Genomic DNA, 25195 nt, shown 5'->3' with positions numbered 1-25195 from the left:
CCTCCGCCACCCGGTCTCTGATTGTTTCAACCGGCAGTCGCCAAACCCCGATCGAGGAAAAGCACCATGGCTTCAGAAAACGACATCGTCATCGCCGCCGCCACGCGCACCGCTGTCGGGTCCTTCAACGGCGCCTTTGCCAATATTCCGGCCCACCAGCTCGGCGCCGCCGTGGTCAAGGCCGCGCTGGAGCAGGGCAAGACCGAGCCGGAAGCGGTCAGCGAGCTGATTTTCGGCCAGGTGCTGACCGCGGCCCAGGGCCAGAACCCGGCGCGCCAGGCCTCGATGCTGGCCGGCCTGCCCAAGGAGACCACCGCCTGGAGCCTCAACCAAGTCTGCGGCTCCGGGCTGCGCTCGGTCGCGCTCGGCATGCAGCAGATCGCGACCGGCGATGCCTCGATCATCGTCGCGGGCGGGCAGGAATCGATGTCGCTGTCGCCGCATGCGGCGCATCTGCGCGCCGGCACCAAGATGGGCGACATGAACATGGTCGACACCATGATCAAGGACGGCCTCTGGGACGCCTTCAACGGCTACCACATGGGTGTCACGGCCGAGAATGTCGCGCGCGAATTCCAGATCAGCCGCGAGCAGCAGGACCAGTTCGCCACCGCCTCGCAGAACAAGGCCGAGGCGGCGCAGAAGGCCGGCAAGTTCAAGGACGAGATCACGCCCTTCACGATCTCGACCCGCAAGGGCGACATCGTCGTCGACCAGGACGAATATATCCGCGCCGGCGCGACGATGGAGGCCGCCGCCAAGCTGCGCCCGGCCTTCTCGAAGGACGGGACGGTCACGGCCGGCAATGCCTCGGGCCTGAATGACGGCGCCGCGGCGCTGCTGCTGATGTCGGCCGCCGAGGCCGCGCGGCGCGGCGTCACGCCGCTTGCCCGCATCGCCTCCTGGGCGACGGCCGGCGTCGACCCGGCCCTGATGGGTACCGGCCCGATCCCGGCCTCGAAGAAGGCGCTGCAGAAGGCTGGATGGTCGGTCGACGACCTCGACCTGATCGAAGCCAACGAGGCCTTCGCCGCCCAGGCCTGCGCCGTCAACCAGGGCGTCGGCTGGGATCCGGCCAAGGTCAACGTCAATGGCGGCGCCATCGCCATCGGTCATCCGATCGGCGCCTCCGGTGCCCGCATCCTGGTCACGCTGCTGCACGAGATGGCGCGCCGCGACGCCAGGAAGGGCCTCGCCACCCTCTGCATCGGCGGTGGAATGGGAATTGCTCTTACCGTCGAGCGCTAACGCTTCGGCGGATTTCATCGAGACCGGAATTCAACCGGTCAATCTGGGGAGGAACACATGGGGAAAGTCGCCCTCGTTACCGGCGGTACGCGCGGCATAGGCGCGGCCGTGTCAAAGGGGCTGCAGGCGGCCGGCTATACGGTTGCGGCCAGCTTCGCCGGCAATGTCGAGAAGGCGCATGCCTTTCAGGCGGAGACCGGCATCCCGGTGTTTCAGTGGGACGTGAGCGATGCAGCGGCCTGTGCGGAGGGCGTTCGCGCCGTCGAACAGGCCGTCGGGCCCGTTGCGGTGCTGGTCAACAATGCCGGCATCACGCGGGACGGCTGGTTTCACAAGATGGACCAGGATCAATGGTCCAGCGTGATGCGCACCAATCTCGATTCGATGTTCACCATGACGCGTCCGCTGATCGAAGGGATGCGCGAGCGCGGCTTCGGCCGCATCATCAACATCTCGTCGATCAACGCGCAGAAGGGGCAACTCGGCCAGGTCAATTACGCGACCGCCAAGGCCGGCGTCGTCGGTTTCACCAAGGCGCTGGCGCTCGAGAACGCCCGCAAGGGCATCACGGTCAACTGCATCTGCCCCGGCTACATCGATACCGACATGGTGATGGCGGTGCCGCCCAAGGTGATGGAAGGGATTCTCGGTCAGATTCCGGTCGGTCGCCTTGGCAAGGCCGAGGAAATCGCCGCCCTTGTCGCCTATCTCGCCTCGGACGCCTCCGCCTTCATGACGGGCGCCGTGCTCACCATCAATGGCGGCCAGTACATGGCGAATGGCTGATCGCCGGCAGCGGATCTGCCATCGCTCATAAAAAAGGCCGGCGCTCAGCGCCGGCCTTTTTCATTGGGTGCGTCGTTCGCCCGATCAGCGGCCGGTCGGCTTCCGGTTCTGGCTGTAGGCGGCGAGAATCCGCTGGATCTCGTCGCCGATGTCGCCATCCTCGGCGGCCGGGTCCTGCGTCGGTTCCGGCGCCCGGGCGGGTGCCGCGATGCGGGCAGGGGCCCGCGGCGGCGTGGCGCGCTGCGCCGGCGGCTCGACCGGCTTGGGCGCCGGCTGCGGCATCTCCGCCTCGCCGTCATCGACCAGCACATCGACCGCCTGGGCAATCGCGGCGAGGATCGAGCTTTCGATCGGGTCGCCGGCATCGTCGGGCGCCGGATTGGAGAGGCGCCGGGCGGGGGGCCGCGTGGCGACGGCGGTGCCGGCCGGGGCGCGGGGGGCTTGCGGGCGCGCCGGGCTGGCTGACGGCGCGGGTTCGGCAGCCGGTTCCGGGGCAATTGGCCGGGGCGCGCGCGGACGCGGCGGGGCGATGTGGGCGCGGGGGGCTGGCTGCGGCGAGGAAATCTCGGCGAGCAGCGATTCCGGATCCACCTGCGAGCGGCGCGGCGCCGGCTGCGGCGGCTCGGCCCGGACCTCGGCGCGAATGCTGGCCTGCGGCGGCGGCGTCTGGGGCGCGGGGCTCAGCACCGGCGCCGCGGGTTCCGCGACCGGACGTGGAGTCCGCTCGACGGGGGCGGCGACCGGCGGTTCCGGCGCGACCGGTTCGGGCGCCGGCTCGACGATGGCGTGGACCTGGATCGGTCGGCTCGGCTGGGGCATGCTCGCCGAGATCGGCTGCAGGCTGATCGGACGCGCTTCGCGCGGGGCCGCCTGCGGCGCCACCGGCTGGGCCGCGGGTTGCGCCGACAGGCGCGAGGCGGCGGAAACCGGCGATGGGGCGTCCGGCTGCGGCGCGCTCACAGACCGCTGGAACTGGGGCTGGTACGCCGAAGGCGGCTGTCGCGTGGCGGGTTGCGGCGCATCGGGCTGCGACACTGCCGGCCGTGTTCCGGCTGTCTGGACCGGGGCCGGCTGCGACGCGGCCGGCATGGGCGGCGGCGACGGGATCGGGCGCGGCGCCGGGCGCTCGACCGGAACGGCTGCGACCAATGGCGCCTCCGGCGGCGGCAAGGCGGCCGGGGCCGAACCGTCGCGGCCGACGATCCAGGTGCTGATCAGCGTCTCCATGCCCTCGTCGATTTCGACGCCGGCATTGCGGGCGAGATAAAGCACCTGCTCCTTGAACGCTTCCGCCAGTTTTTCCGGGCTGTCGCTGGTCGAGAAGACATGTCCCTTCAGCGCCAGTCCCTTGACCACGAAGGCAATCTGCCGGCGCGATGCGTTGCGGCCATTGGCCGTCAGCCGCGCGGCGACATTCTCGGCGGTGGTCTGGAAGTGATAGCCGTTCTCGGCCACTTCGCGGGTCAGCGCACGGAACAGCTCGCCATAAACGCGCGGCGAGAACAGCGGGACGTTGGTGGCCTGGTGCACGCGGCGGGCGAGGCCAGCCAGGCCGTCGCGCTCGCTGCCATGGGGGCGGCCCTGTGCGTTCTCCTCTTCCGCCTCGTCCGTCGTCTCGGGCGTTTCGCCATCGGCGGTGGGAGCGAGCAGGGCGATCAGCGCCTGTTCATCCAGCGCGCCGTCCGCGATGGCGCGATAGCCGGACGAGGTCGTCAGCGTCGAGTAGATCACCGTGGAGCGGTTGTAGGAGCGCAGCCGGTAGATCACCGGCGTCAGGTCGGAATCGGCCGACAGCAGGATGAATTCCTCGAAGCCGGTCTGGTGCGCCAGCGCATCGATGGTGTCGAGCACCATGTGGATTTCCGCCGAGTTGCGCTCGCGGCCCGGCAAAGGCGGGCAGTCGACGATCTGGAAGCCATGGCCGGTAAAGGCGGAGCGCGCCTTGCCCAACAGCTTGGGATCGGCATAGCAGCGGCGCATCAGGATGCGGCGGCGGGCGATCTCCTCGCCGCGCGGTTCCAGCAGCAATCCGGCCTCGATCGCCTCGAGCCAGACGCCGGGCCGCAGCGCGAAACGCCGCGCCATGCCCGGATCGCGGGCCCGAAGGCTCAGATAAAGGCTGTCATAGTCGACGAAGAGAACGCTCTTGATTGGGGCCGTCATGACCTATCCCTGCGGTACACCAACGTCTTCCCCCCAAACTCAGATCTAGGATTTCATGCCATTGCCCCAACGGCGACCGCACCTTAACGGGCCGTCGCCGATTTGGCGATGCCGCTTCGCCACTCTCGATGAAGAATGGCGGTCTTCTCCTCAGCAACGCTCGGGCTGATCGAGCGGAACCCAGTCCGGCGCCGCCAGTTCGAAGCCTTCGAAACGGAAGCCCGGCGCCACCGTGCAGCCGACCAGCGTCCAGTCGCCCAGGCTCCTGGCCGCCTGCCACCAGCCGGTGGGCACGATGACCTGCGGCTGCTCCCCGGCCAGAACATCGCCGCCGAGACGAAACGTCTCGGTCACGCCGCCATCTTCCGAAAGCGACAGCTCGATCGGCGCGCCGGCATAATAGTGCCAGACCTCGATCGCATCGATCCTGTGCCAGTGCGACTTCATGCCCGCGGCGAGCAGGTAGTAGATCGCCGTCGAGGCGGGCCGGCCGTCCTGGGTGACGCTGTCCTCGAAGGTGCGGCGATAGAAGCCGCCCTCGGGATGTGGTTCGAGTTCGAGCTTGCGGATGATCTCGTCGGCCGAGCTCACTTGAAATTGTCCTTGGCGGTGCGGATGGCGGCGAAGACTTCGGAGGCCGGGGCGGTCGGCATGTCCATGGCGGCGCGGACCTTGGGATCGCCGGCGCGCAGATAGGGGTTGGTCGCCTTCTCGGCGGCGATGGTCGTCGGCACGGTCGGCTTGCCGGCGGCCCGCAGCGCACGGATTTCCTCGCCGCGGGCGACCAGCGCCGGGTTGGCGGCGTCGATGGTCATGGCGAAGCGGAGGTTCGATTCGGTGTATTCGTGGCCGCAATAGACGACCGTTTCGTCCGGCAGGGCGGCGAGCTTCTGCAGCGAATCCCACATCTGGTCGAGCGTGCCTTCGAAGACGCGGCCGCAGCCGAGCGCGAACATCGTGTCGCCGACGAAGGCGAGGCCGTCTTCCGGCAGGTAGTAGGCGACGTGGCCCAGCGTGTGGCCGGGCGTGTGGATCACATGCACCGGATGGCCGGCGAAATCATAGACGTCGCCCTCCGAGAGGGTGTTGTCGATGCCGGGGATGGTGTCGGCCTCGTAGCTCGGCCCGGTGATCGTGCAGCCGGTGGTCGTCTTCAGCGCCAGATTGCCGTCGGTGTGGTCGGCGTGGTGATGCGTCGTCAGGATTTCCGTCAGTCTCCAGCCTGTCTTGTCGAGCGCGGCGCTGACCGCCGCGGCGTCGGGGGCGTCGATCGAGGCGGTGCGGCCGGAAGCCTCGTCGTGGATCAGCACGCCGTAATTGTCGGAGAGGCAGGGGAACTGGAAGATTGCGAGAGCCATGACGAACTCCAATATGGGCGTAGGGATGGGGTGGCGTCGTTTCGGATCGTTACCTAACATCGTCGCGCCGACATCGACAGGGGAGATCGTGCTTGGAACAGGGCCGTACGTTGACGCCCGACGTGCTCGATCTCGCGAGCTTCTACACCGAGCGGCTGGGTGGCGTCGCGCAGGGCCTGGTTGCGGCCAAGCTGACGGCGCTCTGGCCGCGCGTCACCGGCGACCGGGTGCTGGGACTCGGCTATGCGACGCCCTATCTCGCCCCTTTCGTGGCGCAGGCGGAGCGCGTGCTCAATTTCATGCCGGCCGCCCAGGGGGTGATGAACTGGCCGTCCGAGGGCGGCAACCTGGCCGCGCTCGTCGCCGAGGACGACTTGCCGCTGACCGATTCGTCGATCGACCGCATCCTGGTCATCCATTGCCTGGAGACGGCGTCCAATGCGCGCGAGACGCTGCGCGAACTCTGGCGCGTGCTGGTGCCAGGCGGCAAGCTGATCGTCGTGGTGCCGAACCGGCGCGGCATCTGGGCGCGGGTGGAGAGCACGCCCTTCGGCTATGGCCGGCCGTTCAGCCGTGGCCAGCTGGCGACGCTGCTGCGCAATACCGAGCTCAGCGAGACGGCGTGGAGCGGCGCGCTGTTCGCCCCGCCCTTTGCCAGCCGGATGCTGATTCATAGCGGGCGTGGCTGGGAGCGGACCGGGGAGATGCTCTGGCCGGGCTTCGCCGGCGTCCAGATCGTCGAGGCGACCAAGCTGGTCTATCAGGGCCTGCCGGCGCGCAGTCATCGCCGACGCCAGCCCGCCTTCCGTCCGGCGCTGGCGCCGCCCGGATAGATCTTCTCCGCCGTTGTCGGCCGCCACCGCGATGTTTTCTTTGATTTTGCGGTTGGGCTTGCCTATGAATCGGCCGCCGCCGGCCGCCTTGGCGCGGCCTGTGTTTTTCCCGCCAAGAGCCGATCGGAACGATGGCCTCGACCGAGACAAAGAATTCTGCCACCGAAGCAGACGCGGTGACACTCGCCCGCATCCGGCAAACGATCGACGAGCTGGATGCCGAGATGCATCGCTGCCTGGTCGAGCGCAGCACGGCCATCGACACGCTGATCAAGGTCAAGGGCACGAGCCGGCCGGGCGCCGCGTTCCGTCCCGGCCGCGAAGCCGACATGATGCGCCGGCTGGTCGCCCGCCACGAGGGAGCCCTGCCGATCTGGACCGTCGAGCATATCTGGCGCGAGATCATCACGACCTTCACGCGGATGCAGGCGAATTTCGACGTCGGCATCGACCAGGGTGTCGCCCGCGACGCGCTGCGCGATACCGCCCGCTTCCTGTTCGGCTTCACCGTCGCGCTGCACGGCTATGCCGACGCGGTATCGACCATCAACCATATCCGCGAGACCGGCACCGATCTCGGTCTGGTCTCGGCCGAGCAGCCGGCCTCCGCCGGCGCCTGGTGGCGGGCGCTCGGGCGTCCGTCCGCGCCGCGCATCATGGCGATGTCGCCCTATATCCGAATCGCCGGCCGTCCGGCCGAGCATCCGACCTTCGTCATCGCGCCGGAACTCGCCGATCCGACGCCGCCTGACCTTGACCTTTTCGCCGTGACGGCGATCGGCAAGGATCCGTGGCCGGCGATCGTCGCGGCCGGCGGAACCGTGCTGGCCGAGGCAGGGGCGGAAAAGCTGATCGCTCTGCCGGTCGGAACACCGGTCGCCGCCCTCGCGGCGCATGCGGGATTCGAGGATGTGGCGCGCGTGGGCGCGCTGTCGCGCGGCATCGCCATTGGCGATGTCGACGCCAATCCAGTTCTCTATGAGCGCCTCGGCGAGGCGGGAGTATCGTGATGAGCAAGTCGTCGAAGACGCCGGACGCCAAGCCCGCCGACCGGCCCGTGCCGCGTCCCGGCGTGCTGGATATCGCGCCTTACGTGCCGGGCCGCTCGAAGGCCACCGGCGGCTCCAAGGTCTACAAGCTTTCCTCGAACGAGACGCCGCTCGGACCGAGCCCGGCGGCGGTTGCCGCCTATCAGGCGACGGCGGCGAAGCTCGAGATCTATCCGGACGGCTCGGCCGGCGAACTGCGCGCCGCCATCGCCGACGCCTATGGCATCAATGCATCGCGCATCATCTGCGGCAACGGCTCCGACGACGTGCTGGCCATGGTCAGCCATGTCTATCTGGGGCCGGGCGACGAGGCGATCTATTCGCGGCACGGCTTCAACGTCTATCCGATCCTGATCCAGGCCGCGGGCGCCACGCCCGTCGTCGCGCCGGAGAAGGACCTGACGGCCTATGTCGACGGCATCCTCGAACGGGTGACGGACAAGACGCGCATCGTCTTCGTCGCCAATCCGAACAACCCGACCGGCACCTATCTGCCGTTCAGCGAGATCCGCCGGCTGCATGCCTCGCTGCCGCCGCGCGTCCTGCTGGTGCTGGACGCCGCCTATTCGGAATATGTCCGCCGCAACGATTACGAGAGCGGCATCGAACTCGCCGGCAGCGCGCCGAACGTGCTGATGACGCGCACTTTCTCGAAGATCTACGGCCTGGCCGGCGTGCGCCTCGGCTGGGGCTATGGTCCGGCCGAGGTGATCGACGCGATGAACCGGATTCGCGGCCCGTTCAACGTCTCCGCCCCGGCCATGGCGGCCGGCATTGCGGCGCTGCGCGATCGCGCGCATATCGACGCCGCCGTTGCCCATAACGAGGAGTGGCTGCCCCGGGTCACCGAGGGCATCCGCTCCCTCGGCCTCGAGGTAACGCCGAGCGTCGGCAACTTCGTGCTGATCCATTTCCCGGAAGAGAAGGGTCGCCGCGCGGTCGACGCCGACGAATATCTCGTCTCGCATGGCATCATTCTGCGCGTCATGACCAGCTATCATCTGCCCAATGCGCTGCGCATGACCATCGGATCGGCCGAGGCGAACGAGGCGACGATCGCGGCGCTGCGCGACTTCGTGCACCGGACGGCGCCCTGATGTCGGAGCCTCTCTTCGGCAAGCTCGCCCTGGTCGGCATCGGCCATATCGGCGCCTCGATCGCCCTCGCCGCGCGCCGCGCTGGCGTCGTGGGCGAGATCGCGATCTCGACCCGCAGTCCGGCGACGCTCGCCCGCGCTGAACAGCTCGGCTTGGGAGACGTCTATTTCGCGGATGCGACGGATGCCGTGCGCGATGCCGATCTCGTCATCGTCTGCGTTCCGGTCGGCGCGTCCGGCGAGGTGGCGAAACAGATCGGCCCGCATCTGAAGGCCGGCGCGATCGTCTCGGACGTCGGTTCGGTCAAGGTTTCCGTCGTCAAGGCGATGGCGCCGCATCTGCCCTCGGCCGTGCACTTCATCCCCGGCCATCCGCTGGCGGGCACCGAGCATTCCGGTCCCGATGCCGGGCTGGTCGATCTGTTCCAGAACCGCTGGTGCGTTCTGACCCCGGCTGAAACCGTCGATCCCGCAGCGGTTGAAAAGCTGATGGCGTTCTGGCGCGCGCTCGGCGCCAATGTCGAGGCGATGAGCGCCGAGCACCACGATCTGGTGCTGGCGATCACCAGTCACCTGCCGCATCTGATCGCCTACAACATCGTCGGCACGGCCGCGGACCTCGAATCCGGCATCCGCTCCGAAGTGCTCAAATTCTCGGCCTCGGGCTTTCGCGATTTCACCCGCATCGCGGCTTCCGACCCGACGATGTGGCGCGACGTCTTCCTCAACAACAAGGAAGCCGTGCTCGAGATGCTGGGCCGCTTCAACGAGGACCTCGCGACGCTGACGCGGGCGATCCGCAATGGCGACGGCGACACGCTGTTCGACCTATTCACCCGCACCCGCGCCATCCGCCGTTCGATCGTCGCGATCGGCCAGGACACCGCCGCGCCGGACTTCGGCCGCCGGGATCACACGAAGCCGTAGGGGTTGAGGCCCGCGCTTCCTTCACCTCTCCCTCAGGGAGAGGTGAAGGAAGGATCAGACCTTGCCAATGCGATCGCCTTGCGGATCGCGGTCCTGTGCGGGTCGATGAGCGGCAGCGGCAGGTCGGTGGCGACGTCGCCGAGGATCGGGATCAGGCCGGCGCCGCCGAGCACGACGCGGGCCGCTCCCGTCCGTTCCGCCTCTTCCGTGATCATCGTGCGGCAAAGTTCGGCATCGCGCGCGGCCGCATCGCCGATCGACAGGAAGCTGGAGATGCGGTCGGAGAGACCGATCGTCCCGGCGAGCTCCGAAAGCATGTCGCACCAGGCCTGGCCATTGGTGGCAACCATGAACGGGCCGGGCTCGGCTGCCGCCGCGCGAAGGCCGGCCTCGGCGAAGCCGACGACAGGGCAGGCAAAGGCGGCCTGCAAGGCGTCGAGGCCCGGGTCGCCGAAGCAGGCGATGACGATTGCATCCGGCTCGACGCCCTTCAGGGCCTCCGCTTTGGCGGCATCCAGCACGGCGTCGGCGGCGATCGCCGCGCCGGCCCGGTCGGAGATATAGGGCGCGCCGAAGCGGGCGGTGATGGCGGAGACGGCGACATCCGGTCCGGCCTCGTCCTCGGCCAGGGCCTGGATCCTGCCCGTGATCGCCTCCGACGTGTTGGGATTGATCACCATCAGCCGCAGCGGGGCTTGGGTGCCCAGCAGCGGGGCCTGGGTGCCAACGGGCCGTTTCATCATGCGCAGGTCTCCGGAGTGCTTTTGTTCCGATAACGGCAAGCAAGCCGCGCGCCAGGCCTGGTTCAGGTTCCGGCGACGCCGGCGGCATTGCCGAGCTTCAGCGGCGGCAGGCGGCCGAGCGGGATGAAGCCGGCCGAGACCCGGCCGTTCTTGATCGTCAGCGTCGTCTCGCGCCAGGTCTTGCCGTCGACCTGAACCGGCTTCAGGAAGGCGGAGAGCGGAACCAGGATCTGCGCGACGCGGTCGCGGCTTCCGGGATGGAGAAGCTCGACGAGATCGGGCAGCTTTTCGAGCTGGTCGACGCGGATCGCGACCTTGCCGGAGATGACGCCGTCGTGGGCGACCGAGAGGTTGCCGCTGGCATTGGCCAAGAAGCCGCCGACATCGATGCCAAGCTGGCCGAGCTTGACCTGACCGCCGGCGGCGAGCCAGGCGGGCAGCGGATCGACATGGCCGTCGCGAAGCTCTGGCAGCGCGCCGGGCAGGATGGCGTAGAGCTGGGCGGAGAGATCGGGCAGCTGCGGGGCGCCGGGAATCGTGGCGGCGAAACCGTCGACGGTGCCGGCGAGGTCGAGCGCCGTGGCGTCGGCGTCGTTCTGCAGCAGGTGCAGTTCCGCATGCTTCGCCCGTGCGGCGGTGGGCAGGCGCGGGTCGGCCGGCGCGTTGATGGTGGCCGTCAGGTCGTCGGTGACGGCGGAAAAGCGCTTCAGGCGGGACGTGCCGACGCGGATGCTGGTCTGCAGCGAGGTCCAGTTCGCCTGGATGGCGAGATCGCCCGGGGCCTTCAGCGACAGCGGTCCCTGCACCGAGGCCAGCACATGGCCGGGATTGTAGAGGAGCGCGATCGCCTCCAGCGCGCCGACGCTGGCCGACAGGCCGCGCGAGGGCAGTTCCAGCGAGGCAGGGGCGCAATCGAGCGTGAATTTGAACGGGAAACCGCCCAGCGATTCGGCGTCGCAGCCGATGACGCCGCCTTCGGCGACGAAATCCGCCTTCATGGCGGCGATTCGCTCGGTCGCGATGCGGTTGGCCCAGAACCAGCCGCCGGCCCAGAGCGCGCACAGCAGCACGGCGGCGCCGATGACGAACTGGAACTTGCGTCGGGCGGAACGGGGCCGGATCGTCGCGGCAGCGTCCGCGCCTGCGGTTGCGTCCGTCTTGGCCGGGTCGATCATCCGTTTCCTCCGTTGATGTGGCGGGCGGCGGCTGTTACGCGGTGACAATCTGTCTTTTCGAGGACGCACTCATGTCCGATTTCTGGATCTTTGGCTATGGCTCGCTGATGTGGCGGCCCGGCTTCCCGTTTGAGGAAGCGCTTCCGGCGCATCTCGAAGGCGAGCGGCGCGCCTTCTGCGTCCAGTCCTATATCTATCGCGGGACGCCGGAACATCCCGGGCTGGTGCTCGGCCTCGATCGCGGCGGTTCCTGCCGGGGCATGGCGTTTCGCGTCGCGCCGGACGCGCGGGACTCGGTTCTCGCCTATCTGCGCGAGCGTGAACTCGTGACCAATTCCTACCTGGAGGTCGAGCGCAGCATCCGGCTCGAGCGGCCGGCGCGGGACTATGTGCGGGCCGTGACCTATGTCGTCGACCGCGACCATCCGCAATATGCCGGCGACCTCTCGCGCGAGGCGGTGCTGGCGCAGGTGCGCGACAGCGTCGGCAAAGCCGGCAGCAACCGCGACTACGTGCTTGCCACGGCCGCGCATCTGGCAAGCCTCGGCATCGAGGATCCGCAGCTCGAGTGGCTGGCCGGCCAGCTTCTGGCCGAAGAGCCGGCGGCCTGAGCGTGCGGCGCTAGGCGGATTCACTCGCCCGGATTGTGTCGATGCGCGACGCGGCTTCCGGCGGCAGCGGCGGCGGAGAGGGGCCCTCGGCGGCTTCGACCAGCAGCTTGTCGGTCGCGGGCTCGAGAACGCCGATCAGCGTCGCCAGGAATGTCTTCGAATCGAGACCCGGCGGGATCGGATCGAGCACTTCGATGACGATGGTGCCGGGGAAGCGCAGGAAGCTCTTGCGCGGCCAGTACAGGCCCGAATTCATCGCGATCGGCACCACCGGCACCTTCAGCTCGCGATAGAGATGGATGATGCCGAACTTGTAGTCGGGCGGCGAGCCGGCCGCGCGGCGCGTGCCTTCCGGGAACAGAATGACCTGGCGACCTTCCTGCACGGCTTCCTTTGCGTCGGCCGCGAGCTTGCGCAGCGCCTTGGAACCGCCGGCGCGGTCGACCGGGATCATGCCGGCCTTCCACGTGTACCAGCCGAACAGCGGGATCCACATCAGCTGGCGCTTCATCACATAGGTCGGATCGTCCAGCATGGGAAACAGCGCCATCGTCTCGAAGGCGGACTGGTGCTTCGGGGCGATCAGGCCGCCACCCTTGGGCAGCTTCTCGATGCCGCGAACTTCGATCTTCGTCCCGGCGAACACGCGCAGGGCCCACATCGACGACGCGGTCCAGAACTTGACCACGGCGATGGCGGCCCGATGCGGCAGGAAGAAGAAAAACGGAAGGGTCACGGCGAGGATGATCGCCATGATCAGATAGAACGCGGCCTGGAAGAGCAGTGAGCGAAGGATCAACATGGTGCGGTTCTACGTCGGCGTCGAAAAATACGGCGTCAGCGCAGGACCCCGCCCGTTGTCGCGTGAGTATGCGTATCCGCGGCAAACGCGGCGACGCTTTCCCCCCGCGGCGTCTCGAAGGCGAGCCGCGCACGTGCGAGCGTATACTTCAGGTACTCGCTGAGGAGAAGCTTTACCGACGCGCCGTGTCGCCACCAACGGTCCATTTCGAGCTGTTTGTTGGAAACCGGGTAGGGAATGAGCCGGACGCCGGGCATGGCGCGGCCCAGTTCGACCATGCTTCGAGGCATGTGATAGTCGCTGGTGACGATGATCAACGAGTGGATTCCCTTGCGTTCCACCCAGTCCCGCGTCTCGTCGGCATTGCCGATCGTGTCGCGGGCCGCATGACCGAGATCGACGCGCTGGTCCAGAACGGCGCTGGAGGCGCGCTCGACCGCACGGGCGATATCGTGTCGGCCGACGGCCGGATTGACGCCTGAGATCAGCAGTTTCTCGGCCCGGTTGTCGCGCAGGAGTGCCAGCGCGCCATCGATTCGGGCCGTACCGCCGGTCAGCGCGACGATGCCTTCCGCCGAAACATCCGCCGGCGGGCTGAGATGGGCGACCTGCCGGGCGAAGCGGGCGAAATCGATGCCGGCAAACGATCCGGCGATCGCCAGCAACAGCAAAACCGTGATGAGGGGCCGTCGGCCGGGAGCCGGCTGCGGCGGCCGTGGGCGGCCGCGCGGCGGCGTGCCGGCGAAACTCCGTCGGCCAAGGTCCGGATCGGTTTGGGCCGCGTCAGTCATGTCACGAAGGATGCTAGCTGATTGCGGCCAAGAATGGGCAGATTTCAAACTGTCGTGACAGCGGGGTAATGGGGACAGGGATGTCGCGCCGGTCATTCGATCGAGGCCAGGTGACGATAGACGGTGAGGCGCGAGGTGATCGCGGTCATGACGCCGATCAGCAGCGCGATGACGAGCGCACCGAGATAGCCGGTCGGGCCGATGGCGAAGCGGCCGAACAGCGCCGAGACCTGGTCGCCCTCCGGCGTCGCGATCGATCGGCCGATGAAGAAAGAGAGGATGGCGAACAGAATCGCCGCGCCGGAGGCGCCGAGCAACCCGCCCTTGAGGCCGAGAAACAGGAAGTGGCGCTGGAACTCGCGCGCGATGAAACTCGCTTCGGCGCCGACATAATGCAGCACCGAGACGATGTCGCGGTTGGACGCCATGGCGCCGCGCGTCGCGAAGATCACCGATAGCACCGTGGCGATGAAGACGAGGCCGAGGATCGAGACGCCGATGATCACCGTGGCGTTGGCCATGGTCTTCAACCGGTCGGTCCAGTTGCGGTGGTCGTCCAGGCTGGCGCCCTTCACCTCCTTGTCGAGGCGGGCGGCGAGCGCGATCAGGTCGACGGCGTCGGGGTCGGCCAGTTCGACGACGATCAGATGGGGAATCGGCAGATCGCTCATGTCGAGGCCGCTGCCGAGCCAAGGCTCCAGCAGCTTGGCGTTTTCCCAGTCTTCCAGCACGCGCGCCTGGGCGACGCCTGGCATCGAGGCGGCGATGGCCGAGGCCTTGGCCGCCTCCGCCGCCGTGTCGACGCCATCGACCGGCCGGACCTGGATGGTGATTTCGCGCACGATATCCGCCTGCCAGCCGAGCGAGGCGTCGCGCACCAGCGATACGGCGCCGAGCGTCAGGCAGGCGAGGAAGCTCATGATGGCGATGACGATCATCAGCGACTTGCCGGCGATCGATTGCGCCGGGACGATCGGCGCCGAGACCGGCGTGCCGGTACGGGACCGGCGGCGGCGCGACGGCAGGACCGCTCCGAACATCCGGCTGAACAGGCCCGGGCCTCGATGGACGGCGCGTTCACTCATAGATCGACAGCCGTCCTTCATGCAGCACGAGGCGACGTGCGTCGAACTGGTTCATCAATCCGATATCGTGTGTGGCGATGACGACCGAGGTGCCCAGCCGGTTGAGCTCGACGAACAGCCGCAGCAGGCGCTTGGCGAGCGGCGGGTCGACATTGCCGGTCGGCTCGTCGGCGAGCAGGATCTCGGGCTGGCCGATCAGCGCGCGGGCGATCGCGGCGCGCTGTTTCTCGCCGCCCGATAGAATCGGCGGCAGGGCCTGAACGCGGTCGCCGAGGCCCACCCATTTCAAGAGTTCGATGACGTCGGCGCGGTAGCTCGATTCCTCGCGCCCGAGCACGCGCAGGGGCAGCGCGACATTCTCGAAGGTGGTGAGGTGGTCAAGCAGGCGGAAATCCTGGAACACGACGCCGACGCGGCGGCGCAGCGCCGGCAACTCCGCCTTGGGGAGGGTCACCACGTCGCGATCGAACACCGTGATCAGACCGCGCGTCGGCTTCAGCGACAGGCAGAGCAGGCGCAGCAAGGTCGACTTGCCCGCGCCGGACGGGCCGGTCAGGAACTGGAAGGATTTGGGCGCGATCTGGAAGGAGAGGTCGCGAAGGACCTCGGCACCCATGCCATAACGCAGGCCGACATTTTCGAAGCGGATCACCGTATTTTTCCTGTTTCCGCTCTCTCTGCCGTGCTGGGCCGCCGCGCTCCGGCCGCGCTGGAATCCACCACGCCGGGGCGGGGACGATTCGCACAGCTTGCGGGGATCAGCGTTAACGAGTTGTTAGCGATGCCCGGGCGGCCGGGCGGTTCCCGTTTTATATGGCAGCCGATCAAGGCAAAGCAGCGGCATGCGGGCCGGCCGGCCGCCGGCAAAAGGCGCCGGCGCCGCAATTCCGCGTCGCTGATGCAGCCTAACGGACGCTGGCTGCGACAAATTGCGGAGATTCGGGCCGCTTTCCGCCGCTTTCGGCTCGTTTTCGGTGACATTCGCCCATTCCGCGACTAAGAGAACTGCTTTCCCGGGCCTGCGCGCCCGGCCGGGCGAGCGAGACGGCGCGTGGGAGGAAGGGACAAGCTCCCTCCGATCAGGGTGCCACCGCCGCTCTCGCCAACGAAGGAAAGAAGTGATGCCTGTAGTCCGCGGCCGGTCGATCCGGGTTCTCTATGACATTCCCGACATTGCCCGGCGCAACGCCGAACTTGCCACCGAGATCGCTGCTGCCGGCTATCGCGATCTGCTGGTGATATCGATCCTGAAGGGCAGCTTCGTCTTCGCCGCCGACCTGATCCGCGCCCTGCATGGCGCCGGCATGGCGCCGGAGGTCGAGTTCATCTCGCTGTCCAGCTATGGCACGGGCACGACCTCGGCCGGCACGGTCCGCGTCGTCAAGGACATTGAAAGCGAGGTCGCCGGCCGCGACGTGCTGCTGATCGACGACATCCTCGAATCCGGCCGGACGCTCGATTTCGCCCGCAAGCTGATGCAGGAGCGCGGCGCCGCGCGGGTCGGCATCGCGGTGCTGCTCGACAAGCCGGGCAAGCGGGCCACCGACATCACGGCCGACCACGTCGGCTTCTATTGCCCCGACCTGTTCGTCGTCGGATACGGCATGGACGTGGCGCACGCCTTTCGCGAGCTGCCCTTCGTCGGCGTCGTCGAAGACGCCGGATAGAGCGGTTCGCCGCGTAGGCGATTCCCCGGATTGCAGGAATTTCGGACAGGCGCGTCGGACCCCGGCGCGCCTGTCCCGTTTTGATTTGCCACTTCGGCGTTGGAGGTCACGATCTGTTTAGGGGAATGGGCGATGATCCCGGTCTGATTGTTTGACGGATGATCCCAGGGGCCGGTTTCGCCCCGGGGATCATGCTCTGGGAACGGACTGATGGCGCGCATTCTGGTGACCGAAGACGATGACGCGGTGCGGATGTTCGTATCGCGCGCGCTGATGATGGACGGCCATGACGTGCTGACGGCCGAGGACGGGGAGGACGCCCTCGACGTGCTGATCCGCGAAAAGGGCGCGTTCGACCTGCTGCTTACCGACATCAAGATGCCGATCATGGACGGCATCGCGCTGACCCACGCGGCGGCGTCGCAATATCGCGACCTGACCATCCTGCTGATGACCGGCTTCGCCGACCAGCGCGAGCGGGCCGATGGCCTCGCCGAACTGATCTTCGACGTGGTGACCAAACCGTTCTCGCTGGCCGAGATCCGCCACAGCGTCAAATGCGCGCTGAATTCCAACAATCTGCGTTCCGCAGTGGCGTAGGAGAGGTAGACCCTCACCCTGTCCCTCTCCCGCAAGCGGGCGAGGGGACGCTCACCTTCGCCGAGCTCTATCGAACCACGCGAATTGTTTCCCACGCGCCAGCCAAAAGCCCTCGCCCGCTTGCGGGAGAGGGTGAGGGGCTTGCTTGAGCCATCCCTCCGGCGTCATCCCGGAGGCCGCGAAGCGGAGATCCGGGATCTTCGCAGCCGGGTTCCCGGGAGCCTTGTGCGGCCATCGCCCCGGCTGGATGGATCCCGGGGCAAAGCCCGGGATGACGGCGAGGGTCTGGACGGCTGGGCGGCGAGCCGAGATCCGAAGAACCGCCTCAATATTTCTGCAGCAGCCGCTCCAGATAGTCGCGTTCGATCAGCGGGCGTGAGGGATCGCCGAGGCGCTTGCGGATCATGTCGAGGATCTCGCGGGCGCGCTGGGCATCAATCGCGTCCGGCACCTTGACCGTGGAGCCGAGATCCGTGCCGCGACCCTGCTGCTGGCGGCCTAGCGGGTCCTGGCCGGGCATCGGTCCTCCCTGGCGGGTGCCGGTGCCGGCGCCGTTCTGGCGGGCCATCTGATCGGCAAGGCTGCGCGCGCCGTCCCGCAGCGCCTGCAGGGCCTGTCCCTGCGGACCGACGGCCTGGCCCGGCGCACCTTCGCCAAGCTGTCTGGCGGCGTCTCCCATCGAGCGGTCGGCCTGGCCAAGCTTGCCATCCGGCTGCATGCCCTGCTGCTTCATCGTCTGCTGCAGCTCGCGCAGCATCTTCTGCAGGTTCTGCTGTCCCTCGCGAAGTTCCTGAAGCGCCTTCCCGCGCTCCTCCGGCGTCATCGGCTGCGCCTCGGCGCCGCTGCCATCGGTGTCGGGATCCATCTTGAAGGTCCTGTCCATCAGCTGCTGCTGGCGCTGGATCATCTCGCCCAGCTTGTCGAGGGCCTGGTTCATCTCGCCGCTCTGGCCGTCCTGGCCCTGCTGCGAGCGGCTCGCCTCGAGATTCTCCATCATCTGCTGCAACTGGCTCAGCATCTGCTGCGCGGCGTCGCGCGAGCCCGTCTTGGCCAGATTTTCGATCTGGTCCATCATCTTCTTCAGATCTTCCGGCCGCAGCACCCGGGTATTCGGATCCATCGGCTGCCGGTTGGCGGATTGCGGGTTGCGGGCCGCGTCCTGCGCCAGCGCCTCCAGATATTTGTCCATTGCCTCGCGCAGGTCCTGCATCGCCTTTTCAAGCTCGGCATCGGAGGCGTTGGATTCGATGGCCTTGCGCAGGGCTTCCTGCGCGGCGCGCAGGTCCTGGGCGGCCAGCGACAGGTCGCCATCCTCGATGCCGAGCGCGATCTGCCAGAGAAAATCGACGGTCTCGACCAGTTGGGCGTCGCTGCGCGCGCCGGTCAGGCGGTGATAGGCGGCGCGCAGGGCGAGATAGGAGCCGTTGGTCTTGAACCTGGCCGGGTCGAGCGTGATCGCGTCGAGCGCCATGGCGACACGCGGCGCCGTGCGGGCATCGAGCGCCAGCACGCGACGCTGCTCGACCACGGCGCGGGCGATCGGATTGTGGAAGCTGCGCATGGGCAGGGTGAATTCGGTGACCGCGCTGCTGCCGGTCTGCCCGGCTTCGTCCGTCGCCGTCAGCTGCATCTTGACCTTGGCGCCGGCCCAGGGATGGGCCGAAAGGTCGCGGATCGTCTCGCCCGTACCCTCCCGCATCCGCAGGCGCGGCAGGTTCAGCGGCAGTTCGGGCGCGGCGACCAGCGGCCGGGCGCCGCTTTCCGCGGGCGCCTCCACGGCGCTGATCGTGGCGGCGGCGGACAGGACGCCGTAATCGTCCTTCAGCGAATAGGCGAGTGACAGCGCGCCGCTTTGCGTGGCGGCAGGCTCGCGCGTCAATTCGATGCCGGGTGGCGCGTCCGGGGTGACGGCGAAGGACCAGGCGAGCAGGGGCCTGCCGCCACGTTCCACGCGGAGCGCGCTATCGGCGGAGAGCGTCAGCCTGTGTTCGCTCGCCGGCGTGGCGTCGCCTGCCGCCTCGCTTTCGGTCTTGGCGGTCACCGCCGCGTCGAAGGCAATGGCCTGGCCCGCAGCGGTCGTCGCCACCGCTGCGAGATCCGGCTCGGTCGGCATTCGCAGCGTCACGACCGAGCCCTGCGGCACGTTGACGGCCAGGTCGGGATCCAGGCTTCCCGGCCGCGCGGCGTCGCCGGTCAGGAAGATCGGCGGCCGGCTGGTATAGGCGGGCGGAGTCACCCAGGCGTCGATGCGCGGCGGCGCTTCGACCGCCGAGGCGCCGGGCCGGATGGCGTCGGCGATGCGGTCGAGACGGTCCGGACCCGCCATCAGGAAGGCGACGAGCAGCACCAGCGGCAGCAGGAAGCGCAGCGCATAGGGATCGCGCGCATTCATGCCCGGCGAGGGGAAGCCGCTGCGGAGATGATCGAGCTTTTCCAGCAGGCGCAGGCGATGGGCGCGCCAGAGCGATTGCGTCAGTGGATCGTGGGTCGGCTGCGACAGCCGGTCGCCAAAGGCGGTGGCTGGTCTATGCTCCATGGCGCTTTCGCGCGCGACGCGGGCGAGCGCCTCGTCCTGGGTCGGCATTGGCATCCGCGCCATCCGCAGGATCAGCGCGACATAGCCGATGCCGAACAGCGCCAGCGCGCCATAGCGCAGCGGATCGGCGAGGCGCGACCAGGCGCCGAGCCAGGAAAGCGCGAGGAACAGCCCGAAAAGGCAGAGAATCGGCACAAGCCGGGGCCAGGCGGCCTCCCAGATCAGTACCAGCTTGGCCCGGTCGACCGCGCTCGCGATCCGCTGATGCGCGGCGGATTCCAGCGAAGCCGGAAGATCCGGTCCCGTTCGCTTGCTATCCGCAGTGCCGCCCGCGGGCTCGGTCATTGCCGCTCCGTCTTGTCCGTCATGCCCGCCGCCCCGACCAGTGTAGCAACTGAAGTTGGGACGAGCGACACCTAAGGCAAGGTTTGCAGCGGCATTGCGGCGCGCTCGCGACCGGAACCGCGAGCGCGCCACCAACCTGACGGTTAGCGCATGCCCCCGGAGGCGAGCAGCAGCTCGCCGGTCAGCCAGCCGGAATCGGCGGAGGCGAGGAAGACCGCGATCGTGCCGATATCCGCGGGTTGGCCGATCCGCCCGAGCGGAGTCTGCGCGACGATCTGTTTTTCCATGTCGCCGCCGACAATGCCGGCCGTATGCGTGCCTTCGGTTTCGACGCCGCCCGGATTGATCGAGTTCACGCGGATGTTCTGTCCCGCCAGTTCCTTGGAAAGCACATGCGTGATGGCGTCGACCGCGCTCTTGGTGGCGGTGTAGATCGACGTGTTGGGCAGGGCGATCTGACTGACGGTCGAGCCGATATTGATGACGCTGCCACCCTCGGCGCCGAAATGCTTCACGCCTTCCTGGGTGGTCAGCAGGAGCCCGAGCACATTGGTGTTGAACTGCCGATGGAACTCGTCCTCGGTGACGTCTTCGAGCGCGCCGAACCGGTAGACGCCGGCATTGTTCACCAGGATGTCGAGCGCGCCGAAGGTCGACTTCGTCTCGGCGAACAGACGCGTCACATCCGCGGATTTCGACACGTCGCCCTGGACCGCGACGGCCTTGCCGCCCTGGCTCTCGATCTCCGCGACGACGCGGTCGGCGCCTTCCTTGCTGGAGGCGTAGTTGACCACGACCGAAGCGCCGGCGGCGGCCAGCTCCTTGGCGATGCCCGCCCCGATGCCCTTGGATGCGCCCGTTACGACCGCGACCTTGCCTGTCAGTTTGCTCAACTCATTCGCTCCTGTTGGTATGAGTTGATTAGACATTTAGATAACTGTCTAATCATTACAAGAGCGAGATCGGTGATAGTTCAGGTCGAGAGTCAGATTTCGGAGAGCTGGGCCAGATAGGCCTCCAGCACGTCGCGCTTCAGCACAAGGCTGGCGAACTTGCCTTCGCGCACAATCTCGATCAGGCCCGCCATTTCCAGTTCCTTCAGGTGGTGGGAAATGGTGGCGGCGCTGACCTGCTGGTTCTGGACGACGCAACTGCACGCCATCGGTCCGCCGGTGGCGCCGATGTCCTTCAGGATCTGATAGCGGCGCGGCTCGGCAAGCGCCTTCGAGATCAGCACGATCTGCCGGTCGCTGAGGCGCGGCGGCTCGTCGCGCGGGAGCCGGTCCGGGTCAGGGGGAAGTGCGTCGATGTTGGTCATGGCCCCAATATCGGCATTCCCCCTGGGCTTGGCAATCGCCGGGGCCCCGCGTGGGGCCGGGCGAGGTCCCGCTACTTGTCGAGCCAGGGCGGAAGCTTGTCCATGCCGATCAGGTCTTCATAGGTCTGGCGCGGGCGGATGACGGCGAATTCGCGGCCGTTGACCAGCACTTCGGCGGCGAGCGGGCGGGTGTTGTAGCTCGACCCCTGCACGGCGCCATAGGCGCCCGCCGTCATCACGGCGATCAGGTCGCCGGGCTCGACGGCCGTCATGGTGCGGTCGAGCGCCAGGAAGTCGCCGGTCTCGCACACGCCGCCGACGACATCGGCGAAGATCTCGCGCGCGCCGGGCTTGGGCTCCGCGACCGGCTGGACATCGTGATGCGCCTCGTAGAGCGTCGGGCGGATCAGGTCGTTCATGCCGGCGTCGACGATGACGAAGGTCTTGGCGGCGCCTTCCTTCACATAGACGACTTCCGAAACCAGGATGCCGGCATTGCCGACGATCATCCGGCCCGGCTCGAACAGGATCCTGCCGCCGAGATTGCCGAGGCGCTTGCGCACGATCGCGGCGTAGACGGTCGGATCCGGCGGTGCTTCCTCGCCGAGGTGATAAGGGATGCCGAGTCCGCCACCGCCATCGACGTGGTCGATGACGTGGCCGTCGGCGCGCAGGTCGCGCACCAGGTCGGCCAGCAGTCCGTAGGCCTCGTCATAGGGGCCCATGTCGGTGATCTGGCTGCCGATATGCATGTCGACGCCGGCGACCTTGATGCCGGGCAGCGTCGCGGCGCGGGCATAGACCTCCCGGGCGCGGACATAGGGAATGCCGAACTTGTTCTCGGCCTTGCCGGTGGTGATCTTGGCGTGCGTCTTGGCGTCGACGTCGGGATTGATGCGCAGCGAAATGGTCGCGGTCGCGCCCTTGGCGGTGGCGATCTCGGAGATCCGCTCGAGCTCGGGCTCGGATTCGACGTTGAAGCAGAGGATGCCGGTATCGAGCGCCAGCGCGATCTCGCGCGCCGTCTTGGCGACGCCGGAGAAGACGATCTTTTCCGGCGGGCAGCCGGCGGCCAGCGCGCGGCGCAGCTCGCCTTCCGAGACGACGTCCATGCCGGCGCCTTCGGCGACCAGCGTCTTCAGGACCGCCTGGTTGGAGTTCGCCTTCATGGCGTAGCAGATCAGCGTGTCCATCCCCGCCAGCGCATCGCGGAAAACGCGAAAGTGGCGGACCAGGGTGGCGGTCGAATAGCAATAGAACGGCGTGCCGACGGCGGCAGCGATATCGGCGATCGCCACGTCTTCGGCGTAGAGCGCGCCGTCGCGATATTCGAAATGGTTCATGGCAACATTCTGAAGGTCGAATGGTGGAAGGTCGCGTTCCCTTACCTCTCCCTGAGGGAGAGGTCGGACCGCAGGTCCGGGTGAGGGCTTACGCCCTCTCCGGAGAGTTCCCTAAACCCTCACCCGCCGGCTTCGCCGTCGACCTCTCCCTCAGGGAGAGGGGAGATGCGAGGTTCGGCCTACGGCACGGGGAGCGGCTCAGAGCAGCTTGTCGATAAACAGCGACCGGTCGGGCTTGGCCGGTTTCGAAACGTCGACCTTCTTGCCGTCCGGGCCGGTCTGCTGGGCGGAGAGCGCCTGCGGGCCACCCGGCGGCGGCTCGGGAGCACCCTTCACGCCGCAGCCGGCGAGCGCCATGGCGGCGGACAAAAGGAGGATTCGGGCAGCAAGGGCCAAGGCGGCTTCTCCTGAAGGGCTTGTCGATCCGGCGGCGCATCTTATCCGATCGCGCCGCCCCGTCATTGCCAATGTTCGGCGGATTTCGCCGGTCTTGTCTAGGGCCTTTCCCCGTAACGGCGAAAGGTCCCCAGCGCCTTGTCGGCTCGCGTATTCGCGTCGCGAACCGGTCGCCGCTTCACTCGAAGACGCTCTAGGCCTTCGCCTCGCGCGCCAGCGCCCGCTGCCAGCGCTTGGCCTGGGAGCGGACATTCTTCGGCGAGGTGCCGCCATAGCTGGTGCGGCTGCGCACCGACTTGTCGACCGTCAGCACCGAGTAGACTGCCTCGGTGATGGCGGGATGCACGGCCTGCATCTCGTCCAGCGTCACCTTGGTCAGCTCGACGCCGCGCTCGGAGGCAATCGCCACGATGCGGCCGGTGACGTGATGGGCGTCGCGGAACGGCATGTTGAGTTCGCGCACCAGCCAGTCGGCGAGGTCGGTCGCGGTCGCGAAGCCGGAGCCCGCTGCCTTCTTCAGGGTCGCGGCTTCCGGCTCCATGTCAAGCACCATGCCGGTGGTCGCGGCGATCGCCAGTTCCAGGCTCTCGAAGGCGTCGAAGGCCTGTTCCTTATCTTCCTGCATATCCTTCTGATAGGCGAGCGGAAGACCCTTCATGACGATCTGCAGCGCCGTCTGGGCGCCGATGATGCGGCCCGTCTTGGCGCGCACCAGCTCGGCTGCGTCGGGGTTGCGCTTCTGCGGCATGATCGACGAGCCGGTGGTGAACTTGTCGGAAAGCTTGATGAAGCGGAACTGCGCCGACGACCAGATGACGATCTCTTCGGCGAATCGCGACAGATGGATGGCGCAGAGGCTGGCGGCCGCCAGCGCCTCGATGACGAAGTCGCGGTCGGAAACGCTGTCGAGCGAATTCGCCGTCGGCCGGTCGAAGCCGAGCGACGCCGAGGTCTGGAAGCGGTCGATCGGGAACGAGGTGCCGGCGAGCGCCGCGGCGCCGAGCGGGTTCTCGTTGAGCCGCCTGCGCGCATCCTGGAAGCGGCCCCGGTCGCGGCCGATCATCTCGACATAGGCCAGCATGTGGTGGCCGAACGTCACCGGCTGGGCGCTCTGGAGATGCGTGAAGCCCGGCATCACCTGGCCGGCATGCTCGAACGCCTTGTCGGCGAGCGCCACCTGCAGCTCGCGCAGAGCCGCGTCCATCGCATCGATCGTGTCGCGGACCCAGAGCTTGAAATCGGTCGCCACCTGGTCGTTGCGCGAGCGGGCGGTGTGCAGCCGGCCGGCGGCGTCGCCGATCAGTTCCTTCAGGCGCGATTCGATGTTGAGGTGGATGTCCTCGAGCGCACGCGAAAACTTGAACTCGCCCGCTTCGATTTCGCGCAGGATGGCGTCTAGACCTGCCGCGATCTTTTCGGCATCGTCCGCCGCGATAATTCCCTGGCGGGCGAGCATGGCGGCATGCGCCTTCGAGCCGGCAATGTCCTGACGGTAGAGCTTCTGGTCGAAACCAATCGACGCGTTGATCTCTTCCATGATGGCGGCCGGGCCTTCGGAGAAGCGGCCACCCCACATCGAATTGCTCATATACCCTCTCTCGGAGGCCTTGGAGGCAGGACGGAATGAATGAGACGCGCGGGATATCGCGACGCTGGCCGATACTCGGCCTGGCCGCGATCGCAGGCATCGCAGTCGGAGTTGGCGCGGTATACGTGACCGAGACGGGGAAAGGCAACGGGGCTGATGCGCTGGCGGGCGTCGATTGCGGCCCGACGATCGAGGCGGCCGGCCTGCTGGCCCCGCTTGCGAAGGGCGATGTCGCCGCGTTCCGCGTCGCCACCGAGCCCGCGCGGCTGTCCGAACTCTCCTTCCAGACCGCGAATGGCGACAAGAAGAGCATCGCCGATTTCAAGGGGCAGACGGTCCTGCTGAACCTCTGGGCGACCTGGTGCGCGCCGTGCCGGCAGGAAATGCCGGCGCTCGATCGCCTCGACGCCGCGCATGAGGGCCAGGACTTCTCCGTCGTCGCCGTCTCGATCGACACGCAGGACCCGGCCAAGCCGAAGAAGTTCCTGGAGGAGATCGGCGTCAAGTCGCTCGCCTTCTATGGCGACCCGACCACCGGCATCTTCACCGGCTTGAAGGGCAAGGGCATGGCCGTCGGCCTGCCGACGACGGTGCTGATCGACAAGCAGGGCTGCGCGCTCGGCGTGATGTCCGGGCCGGCCGAATGGGATTCGGAAGACGCCAAGGCGCTGATCGGCGCGGCGACCAAGAGCATCTGAGGGGGCAAGGACCCTCACCCAACCCTCTCCCGCGCGG

25 protein-coding genes are annotated in these 25195 nt (G+C 67.7%); 10 read left to right on the top strand and 15 right to left on the bottom strand.

Features of this window, described 5'->3' with window-relative positions:
- Positions 1-66 precede the first annotated feature (66 nt).
- The gene (locus tag OSH10_RS09420) at positions 67-1248 is read left to right on the top strand and encodes an acetyl-CoA C-acetyltransferase (RefSeq protein ID WP_266331406.1); all 1182 of its coding nucleotides are present in this window, start codon (positions 67-69) and stop codon (positions 1246-1248) included.
- Positions 1249-1305: 57 nt separating this feature from the next.
- The gene (phbB, locus tag OSH10_RS09415; RefSeq protein ID WP_266331405.1) at positions 1306-2034 is read left to right on the top strand and encodes an acetoacetyl-CoA reductase; all 729 of its coding nucleotides are present in this window, start codon (positions 1306-1308) and stop codon (positions 2032-2034) included.
- A gap of 84 nt (positions 2035-2118) precedes the next feature.
- Here phbB and OSH10_RS09410 read toward each other — a convergent pair whose 3' ends face one another.
- From OSH10_RS09410 to gloB, 3 genes are all read right to left on the bottom strand, one after another.
- Complete coding sequence (locus OSH10_RS09410; protein WP_266331404.1) at positions 2119-4197, bottom strand: NYN domain-containing protein; 2079 nt, start codon at positions 4195-4197, stop codon at positions 2119-2121.
- A 150-nt stretch (positions 4198-4347) separates the two neighbouring features.
- On the bottom strand, positions 4348-4788 hold the full coding sequence (locus tag OSH10_RS09405; RefSeq protein ID WP_266331403.1) for a cupin domain-containing protein: 441 nt from the start codon (positions 4786-4788) through the stop codon (positions 4348-4350).
- The gene (gene gloB, locus OSH10_RS09400; RefSeq protein ID WP_266331402.1) at positions 4785-5555 is read right to left on the bottom strand and encodes a hydroxyacylglutathione hydrolase; all 771 of its coding nucleotides are present in this window, start codon (positions 5553-5555) and stop codon (positions 4785-4787) included. Before gloB ends, OSH10_RS09405 begins: the two co-directional genes overlap by 4 nt.
- Positions 5556-5647: 92 nt before the next feature.
- Here gloB and OSH10_RS09395 point away from each other — a divergent pair, with 92 nt between their 5' ends.
- From OSH10_RS09395 to OSH10_RS09380, 4 genes are all read left to right on the top strand, one after another.
- A complete protein-coding gene (locus OSH10_RS09395) occupies positions 5648-6388 on the top strand; it encodes a class I SAM-dependent methyltransferase (RefSeq protein ID WP_266331401.1) in 741 nt (246 codons plus the stop codon).
- 176 nt (positions 6389-6564) lie between these two features.
- Complete coding sequence (locus tag OSH10_RS09390) at positions 6565-7398, top strand: chorismate mutase (RefSeq protein ID WP_266331400.1); 834 nt, start codon at positions 6565-6567, stop codon at positions 7396-7398.
- Positions 7398-8534, top strand: coding sequence for a histidinol-phosphate transaminase (gene hisC / locus OSH10_RS09385; RefSeq protein WP_266331399.1), 1137 nt, complete (start codon positions 7398-7400; stop codon positions 8532-8534). The genes OSH10_RS09390 and hisC overlap by 1 nt, the downstream gene beginning before the upstream one ends.
- Entirely contained in the window at positions 8534-9460 is a 927-nt protein-coding gene (locus tag OSH10_RS09380; protein ID WP_266331398.1) for a prephenate/arogenate dehydrogenase family protein, read from the top strand. Before hisC ends, OSH10_RS09380 begins: the two co-directional genes overlap by 1 nt.
- A 32-nt stretch (positions 9461-9492) precedes the next feature.
- Here the strand turns inward: OSH10_RS09380 and OSH10_RS09375 are convergent, their stop codons facing one another.
- On the bottom strand, positions 9493-10203 hold the full coding sequence (locus tag OSH10_RS09375; RefSeq protein ID WP_266331397.1) for an aspartate/glutamate racemase family protein: 711 nt from the start codon (positions 10201-10203) through the stop codon (positions 9493-9495).
- A gap of 62 nt (positions 10204-10265) precedes the next feature.
- On the bottom strand, positions 10266-11378 hold the full coding sequence (locus OSH10_RS09370; RefSeq protein WP_266331396.1) for a DUF2125 domain-containing protein: 1113 nt from the start codon (positions 11376-11378) through the stop codon (positions 10266-10268).
- Between the two features lie 71 nt (positions 11379-11449).
- On the opposite strand from OSH10_RS09370, the gene OSH10_RS09365 reads away from it, so the two are divergent.
- Complete coding sequence (locus tag OSH10_RS09365) at positions 11450-11989, top strand: gamma-glutamylcyclotransferase (RefSeq protein ID WP_266331395.1); 540 nt, start codon at positions 11450-11452, stop codon at positions 11987-11989.
- Between the two features lie 10 nt (positions 11990-11999).
- Here OSH10_RS09365 and OSH10_RS09360 read toward each other — a convergent pair whose 3' ends face one another.
- The 4 genes from OSH10_RS09360 to ftsE form a co-directional block, all read right to left on the bottom strand.
- Entirely contained in the window at positions 12000-12791 is a 792-nt protein-coding gene (locus OSH10_RS09360; RefSeq protein WP_266331394.1) for a lysophospholipid acyltransferase family protein, read from the bottom strand.
- A gap of 35 nt (positions 12792-12826) precedes the next feature.
- Positions 12827-13582, bottom strand: coding sequence for a YdcF family protein (locus OSH10_RS09355; RefSeq protein ID WP_266331393.1), 756 nt, complete (start codon positions 13580-13582; stop codon positions 12827-12829).
- 92 nt (positions 13583-13674) lie between these two features.
- Complete coding sequence (locus tag OSH10_RS09350) at positions 13675-14667, bottom strand: cell division protein FtsX (RefSeq protein WP_266331392.1); 993 nt, start codon at positions 14665-14667, stop codon at positions 13675-13677.
- On the bottom strand, positions 14660-15319 hold the full coding sequence (gene ftsE, locus OSH10_RS09345; protein WP_266331391.1) for a cell division ATP-binding protein FtsE: 660 nt from the start codon (positions 15317-15319) through the stop codon (positions 14660-14662). The genes OSH10_RS09350 and ftsE overlap by 8 nt, the downstream gene beginning before the upstream one ends.
- Before the next feature lie 469 nt (positions 15320-15788).
- Here ftsE and hpt point away from each other — a divergent pair, with 469 nt between their 5' ends.
- Both hpt and OSH10_RS09335 read left to right on the top strand, forming a co-directional pair.
- The gene (gene hpt, locus OSH10_RS09340) at positions 15789-16334 is read left to right on the top strand and encodes a hypoxanthine phosphoribosyltransferase (RefSeq protein WP_266331390.1); all 546 of its coding nucleotides are present in this window, start codon (positions 15789-15791) and stop codon (positions 16332-16334) included.
- A 210-nt stretch (positions 16335-16544) separates the two neighbouring features.
- Complete coding sequence (locus OSH10_RS09335; RefSeq protein ID WP_266331389.1) at positions 16545-16934, top strand: response regulator; 390 nt, start codon at positions 16545-16547, stop codon at positions 16932-16934.
- Between the two features lie 325 nt (positions 16935-17259).
- Here the strand turns inward: OSH10_RS09335 and OSH10_RS09330 are convergent, their stop codons facing one another.
- The 6 genes from OSH10_RS09330 to argH form a co-directional block, all read right to left on the bottom strand.
- On the bottom strand, positions 17260-19815 hold the full coding sequence (locus OSH10_RS09330) for a TIGR02302 family protein (protein WP_266331388.1): 2556 nt from the start codon (positions 19813-19815) through the stop codon (positions 17260-17262).
- 143 nt (positions 19816-19958) lie between these two features.
- The gene (locus OSH10_RS09325) at positions 19959-20708 is read right to left on the bottom strand and encodes an SDR family NAD(P)-dependent oxidoreductase (RefSeq protein WP_266331387.1); all 750 of its coding nucleotides are present in this window, start codon (positions 20706-20708) and stop codon (positions 19959-19961) included.
- A 92-nt stretch (positions 20709-20800) separates the two neighbouring features.
- Positions 20801-21133, bottom strand: coding sequence for an ArsR/SmtB family transcription factor (locus OSH10_RS09320; RefSeq protein ID WP_266331386.1), 333 nt, complete (start codon positions 21131-21133; stop codon positions 20801-20803).
- Between the two features lie 71 nt (positions 21134-21204).
- The gene (lysA, locus tag OSH10_RS09315; protein ID WP_266331385.1) at positions 21205-22476 is read right to left on the bottom strand and encodes a diaminopimelate decarboxylase; all 1272 of its coding nucleotides are present in this window, start codon (positions 22474-22476) and stop codon (positions 21205-21207) included.
- 198 nt (positions 22477-22674) lie between these two features.
- On the bottom strand, positions 22675-22872 hold the full coding sequence (gene lptM / locus OSH10_RS09310) for an LPS translocon maturation chaperone LptM (RefSeq protein WP_266331384.1): 198 nt from the start codon (positions 22870-22872) through the stop codon (positions 22675-22677).
- Positions 22873-23065: 193 nt separating this feature from the next.
- On the bottom strand, positions 23066-24460 hold the full coding sequence (gene argH / locus OSH10_RS09305) for an argininosuccinate lyase (protein ID WP_266331383.1): 1395 nt from the start codon (positions 24458-24460) through the stop codon (positions 23066-23068).
- A 35-nt stretch (positions 24461-24495) separates the two neighbouring features.
- On the opposite strand from argH, the gene tlpA reads away from it, so the two are divergent.
- Positions 24496-25158 carry a thiol:disulfide interchange protein TlpA gene (gene tlpA / locus OSH10_RS09300; RefSeq protein ID WP_266331382.1) on the top strand — a complete coding sequence of 221 codons (663 nt, stop codon included), beginning with the start codon at positions 24496-24498 and terminating at the stop codon, positions 25156-25158.
- Positions 25159-25195 lie beyond the last annotated feature (37 nt).

This window comes from Kaistia defluvii, assembly GCF_026343955.1.
GTDB lineage: Bacteria > Pseudomonadota > Alphaproteobacteria > Rhizobiales > Kaistiaceae > Kaistia > Kaistia defluvii.
The sequence above is the reverse complement of the archived record's forward strand: the minus strand, read 5'-3'. Positions and strand labels throughout refer to the sequence as shown.

What these genes read in the sequence shown, in the direction of transcription:
- OSH10_RS09420 (WP_266331406.1), top strand. Translation starts at nt 67, where the DNA reads ATGGCTTCAGAAAACGACATCGTCATCGCCGCCGCCACGCGCACCGCT.
- phbB (WP_266331405.1), top strand. Translation starts at nt 1,306, where the DNA reads ATGGGGAAAGTCGCCCTCGTTACCGGCGGTACGCGCGGCATAGGCGCG.
- OSH10_RS09410 (WP_266331404.1), bottom strand. Translation starts at nt 4,197, where the DNA reads ATGACGGCCCCAATCAAGAGCGTTCTCTTCGTCGACTATGACAGCCTT.
- gloB (WP_266331402.1), bottom strand. Translation starts at nt 5,555, where the DNA reads ATGGCTCTCGCAATCTTCCAGTTCCCCTGCCTCTCCGACAATTACGGC.
- hisC (WP_266331399.1), top strand. Translation starts at nt 7,398, where the DNA reads ATGAGCAAGTCGTCGAAGACGCCGGACGCCAAGCCCGCCGACCGGCCC.
- OSH10_RS09380 (WP_266331398.1), top strand. Translation starts at nt 8,534, where the DNA reads ATGTCGGAGCCTCTCTTCGGCAAGCTCGCCCTGGTCGGCATCGGCCAT.
- OSH10_RS09375 (WP_266331397.1), bottom strand. Translation starts at nt 10,203, where the DNA reads ATGATGAAACGGCCCGTTGGCACCCAGGCCCCGCTGCTGGGCACCCAA.
- OSH10_RS09370 (WP_266331396.1), bottom strand. Translation starts at nt 11,378, where the DNA reads ATGATCGACCCGGCCAAGACGGACGCAACCGCAGGCGCGGACGCTGCC.
- OSH10_RS09365 (WP_266331395.1), top strand. Translation starts at nt 11,450, where the DNA reads ATGTCCGATTTCTGGATCTTTGGCTATGGCTCGCTGATGTGGCGGCCC.
- OSH10_RS09360 (WP_266331394.1), bottom strand. Translation starts at nt 12,791, where the DNA reads ATGTTGATCCTTCGCTCACTGCTCTTCCAGGCCGCGTTCTATCTGATC.
- OSH10_RS09355 (WP_266331393.1), bottom strand. Translation starts at nt 13,582, where the DNA reads ATGACTGACGCGGCCCAAACCGATCCGGACCTTGGCCGACGGAGTTTC.
- OSH10_RS09350 (WP_266331392.1), bottom strand. Translation starts at nt 14,667, where the DNA reads ATGAGTGAACGCGCCGTCCATCGAGGCCCGGGCCTGTTCAGCCGGATG.
- hpt (WP_266331390.1), top strand. Translation starts at nt 15,789, where the DNA reads ATGCCTGTAGTCCGCGGCCGGTCGATCCGGGTTCTCTATGACATTCCC.
- OSH10_RS09335 (WP_266331389.1), top strand. Translation starts at nt 16,545, where the DNA reads ATGGCGCGCATTCTGGTGACCGAAGACGATGACGCGGTGCGGATGTTC.
- OSH10_RS09330 (WP_266331388.1), bottom strand. Translation starts at nt 19,815, where the DNA reads ATGACCGAGCCCGCGGGCGGCACTGCGGATAGCAAGCGAACGGGACCG.
- OSH10_RS09320 (WP_266331386.1), bottom strand. Translation starts at nt 21,133, where the DNA reads ATGACCAACATCGACGCACTTCCCCCTGACCCGGACCGGCTCCCGCGC.
- lysA (WP_266331385.1), bottom strand. Translation starts at nt 22,476, where the DNA reads ATGAACCATTTCGAATATCGCGACGGCGCGCTCTACGCCGAAGACGTG.
- argH (WP_266331383.1), bottom strand. Translation starts at nt 24,460, where the DNA reads ATGAGCAATTCGATGTGGGGTGGCCGCTTCTCCGAAGGCCCGGCCGCC.
- tlpA (WP_266331382.1), top strand. Translation starts at nt 24,496, where the DNA reads ATGAATGAGACGCGCGGGATATCGCGACGCTGGCCGATACTCGGCCTG.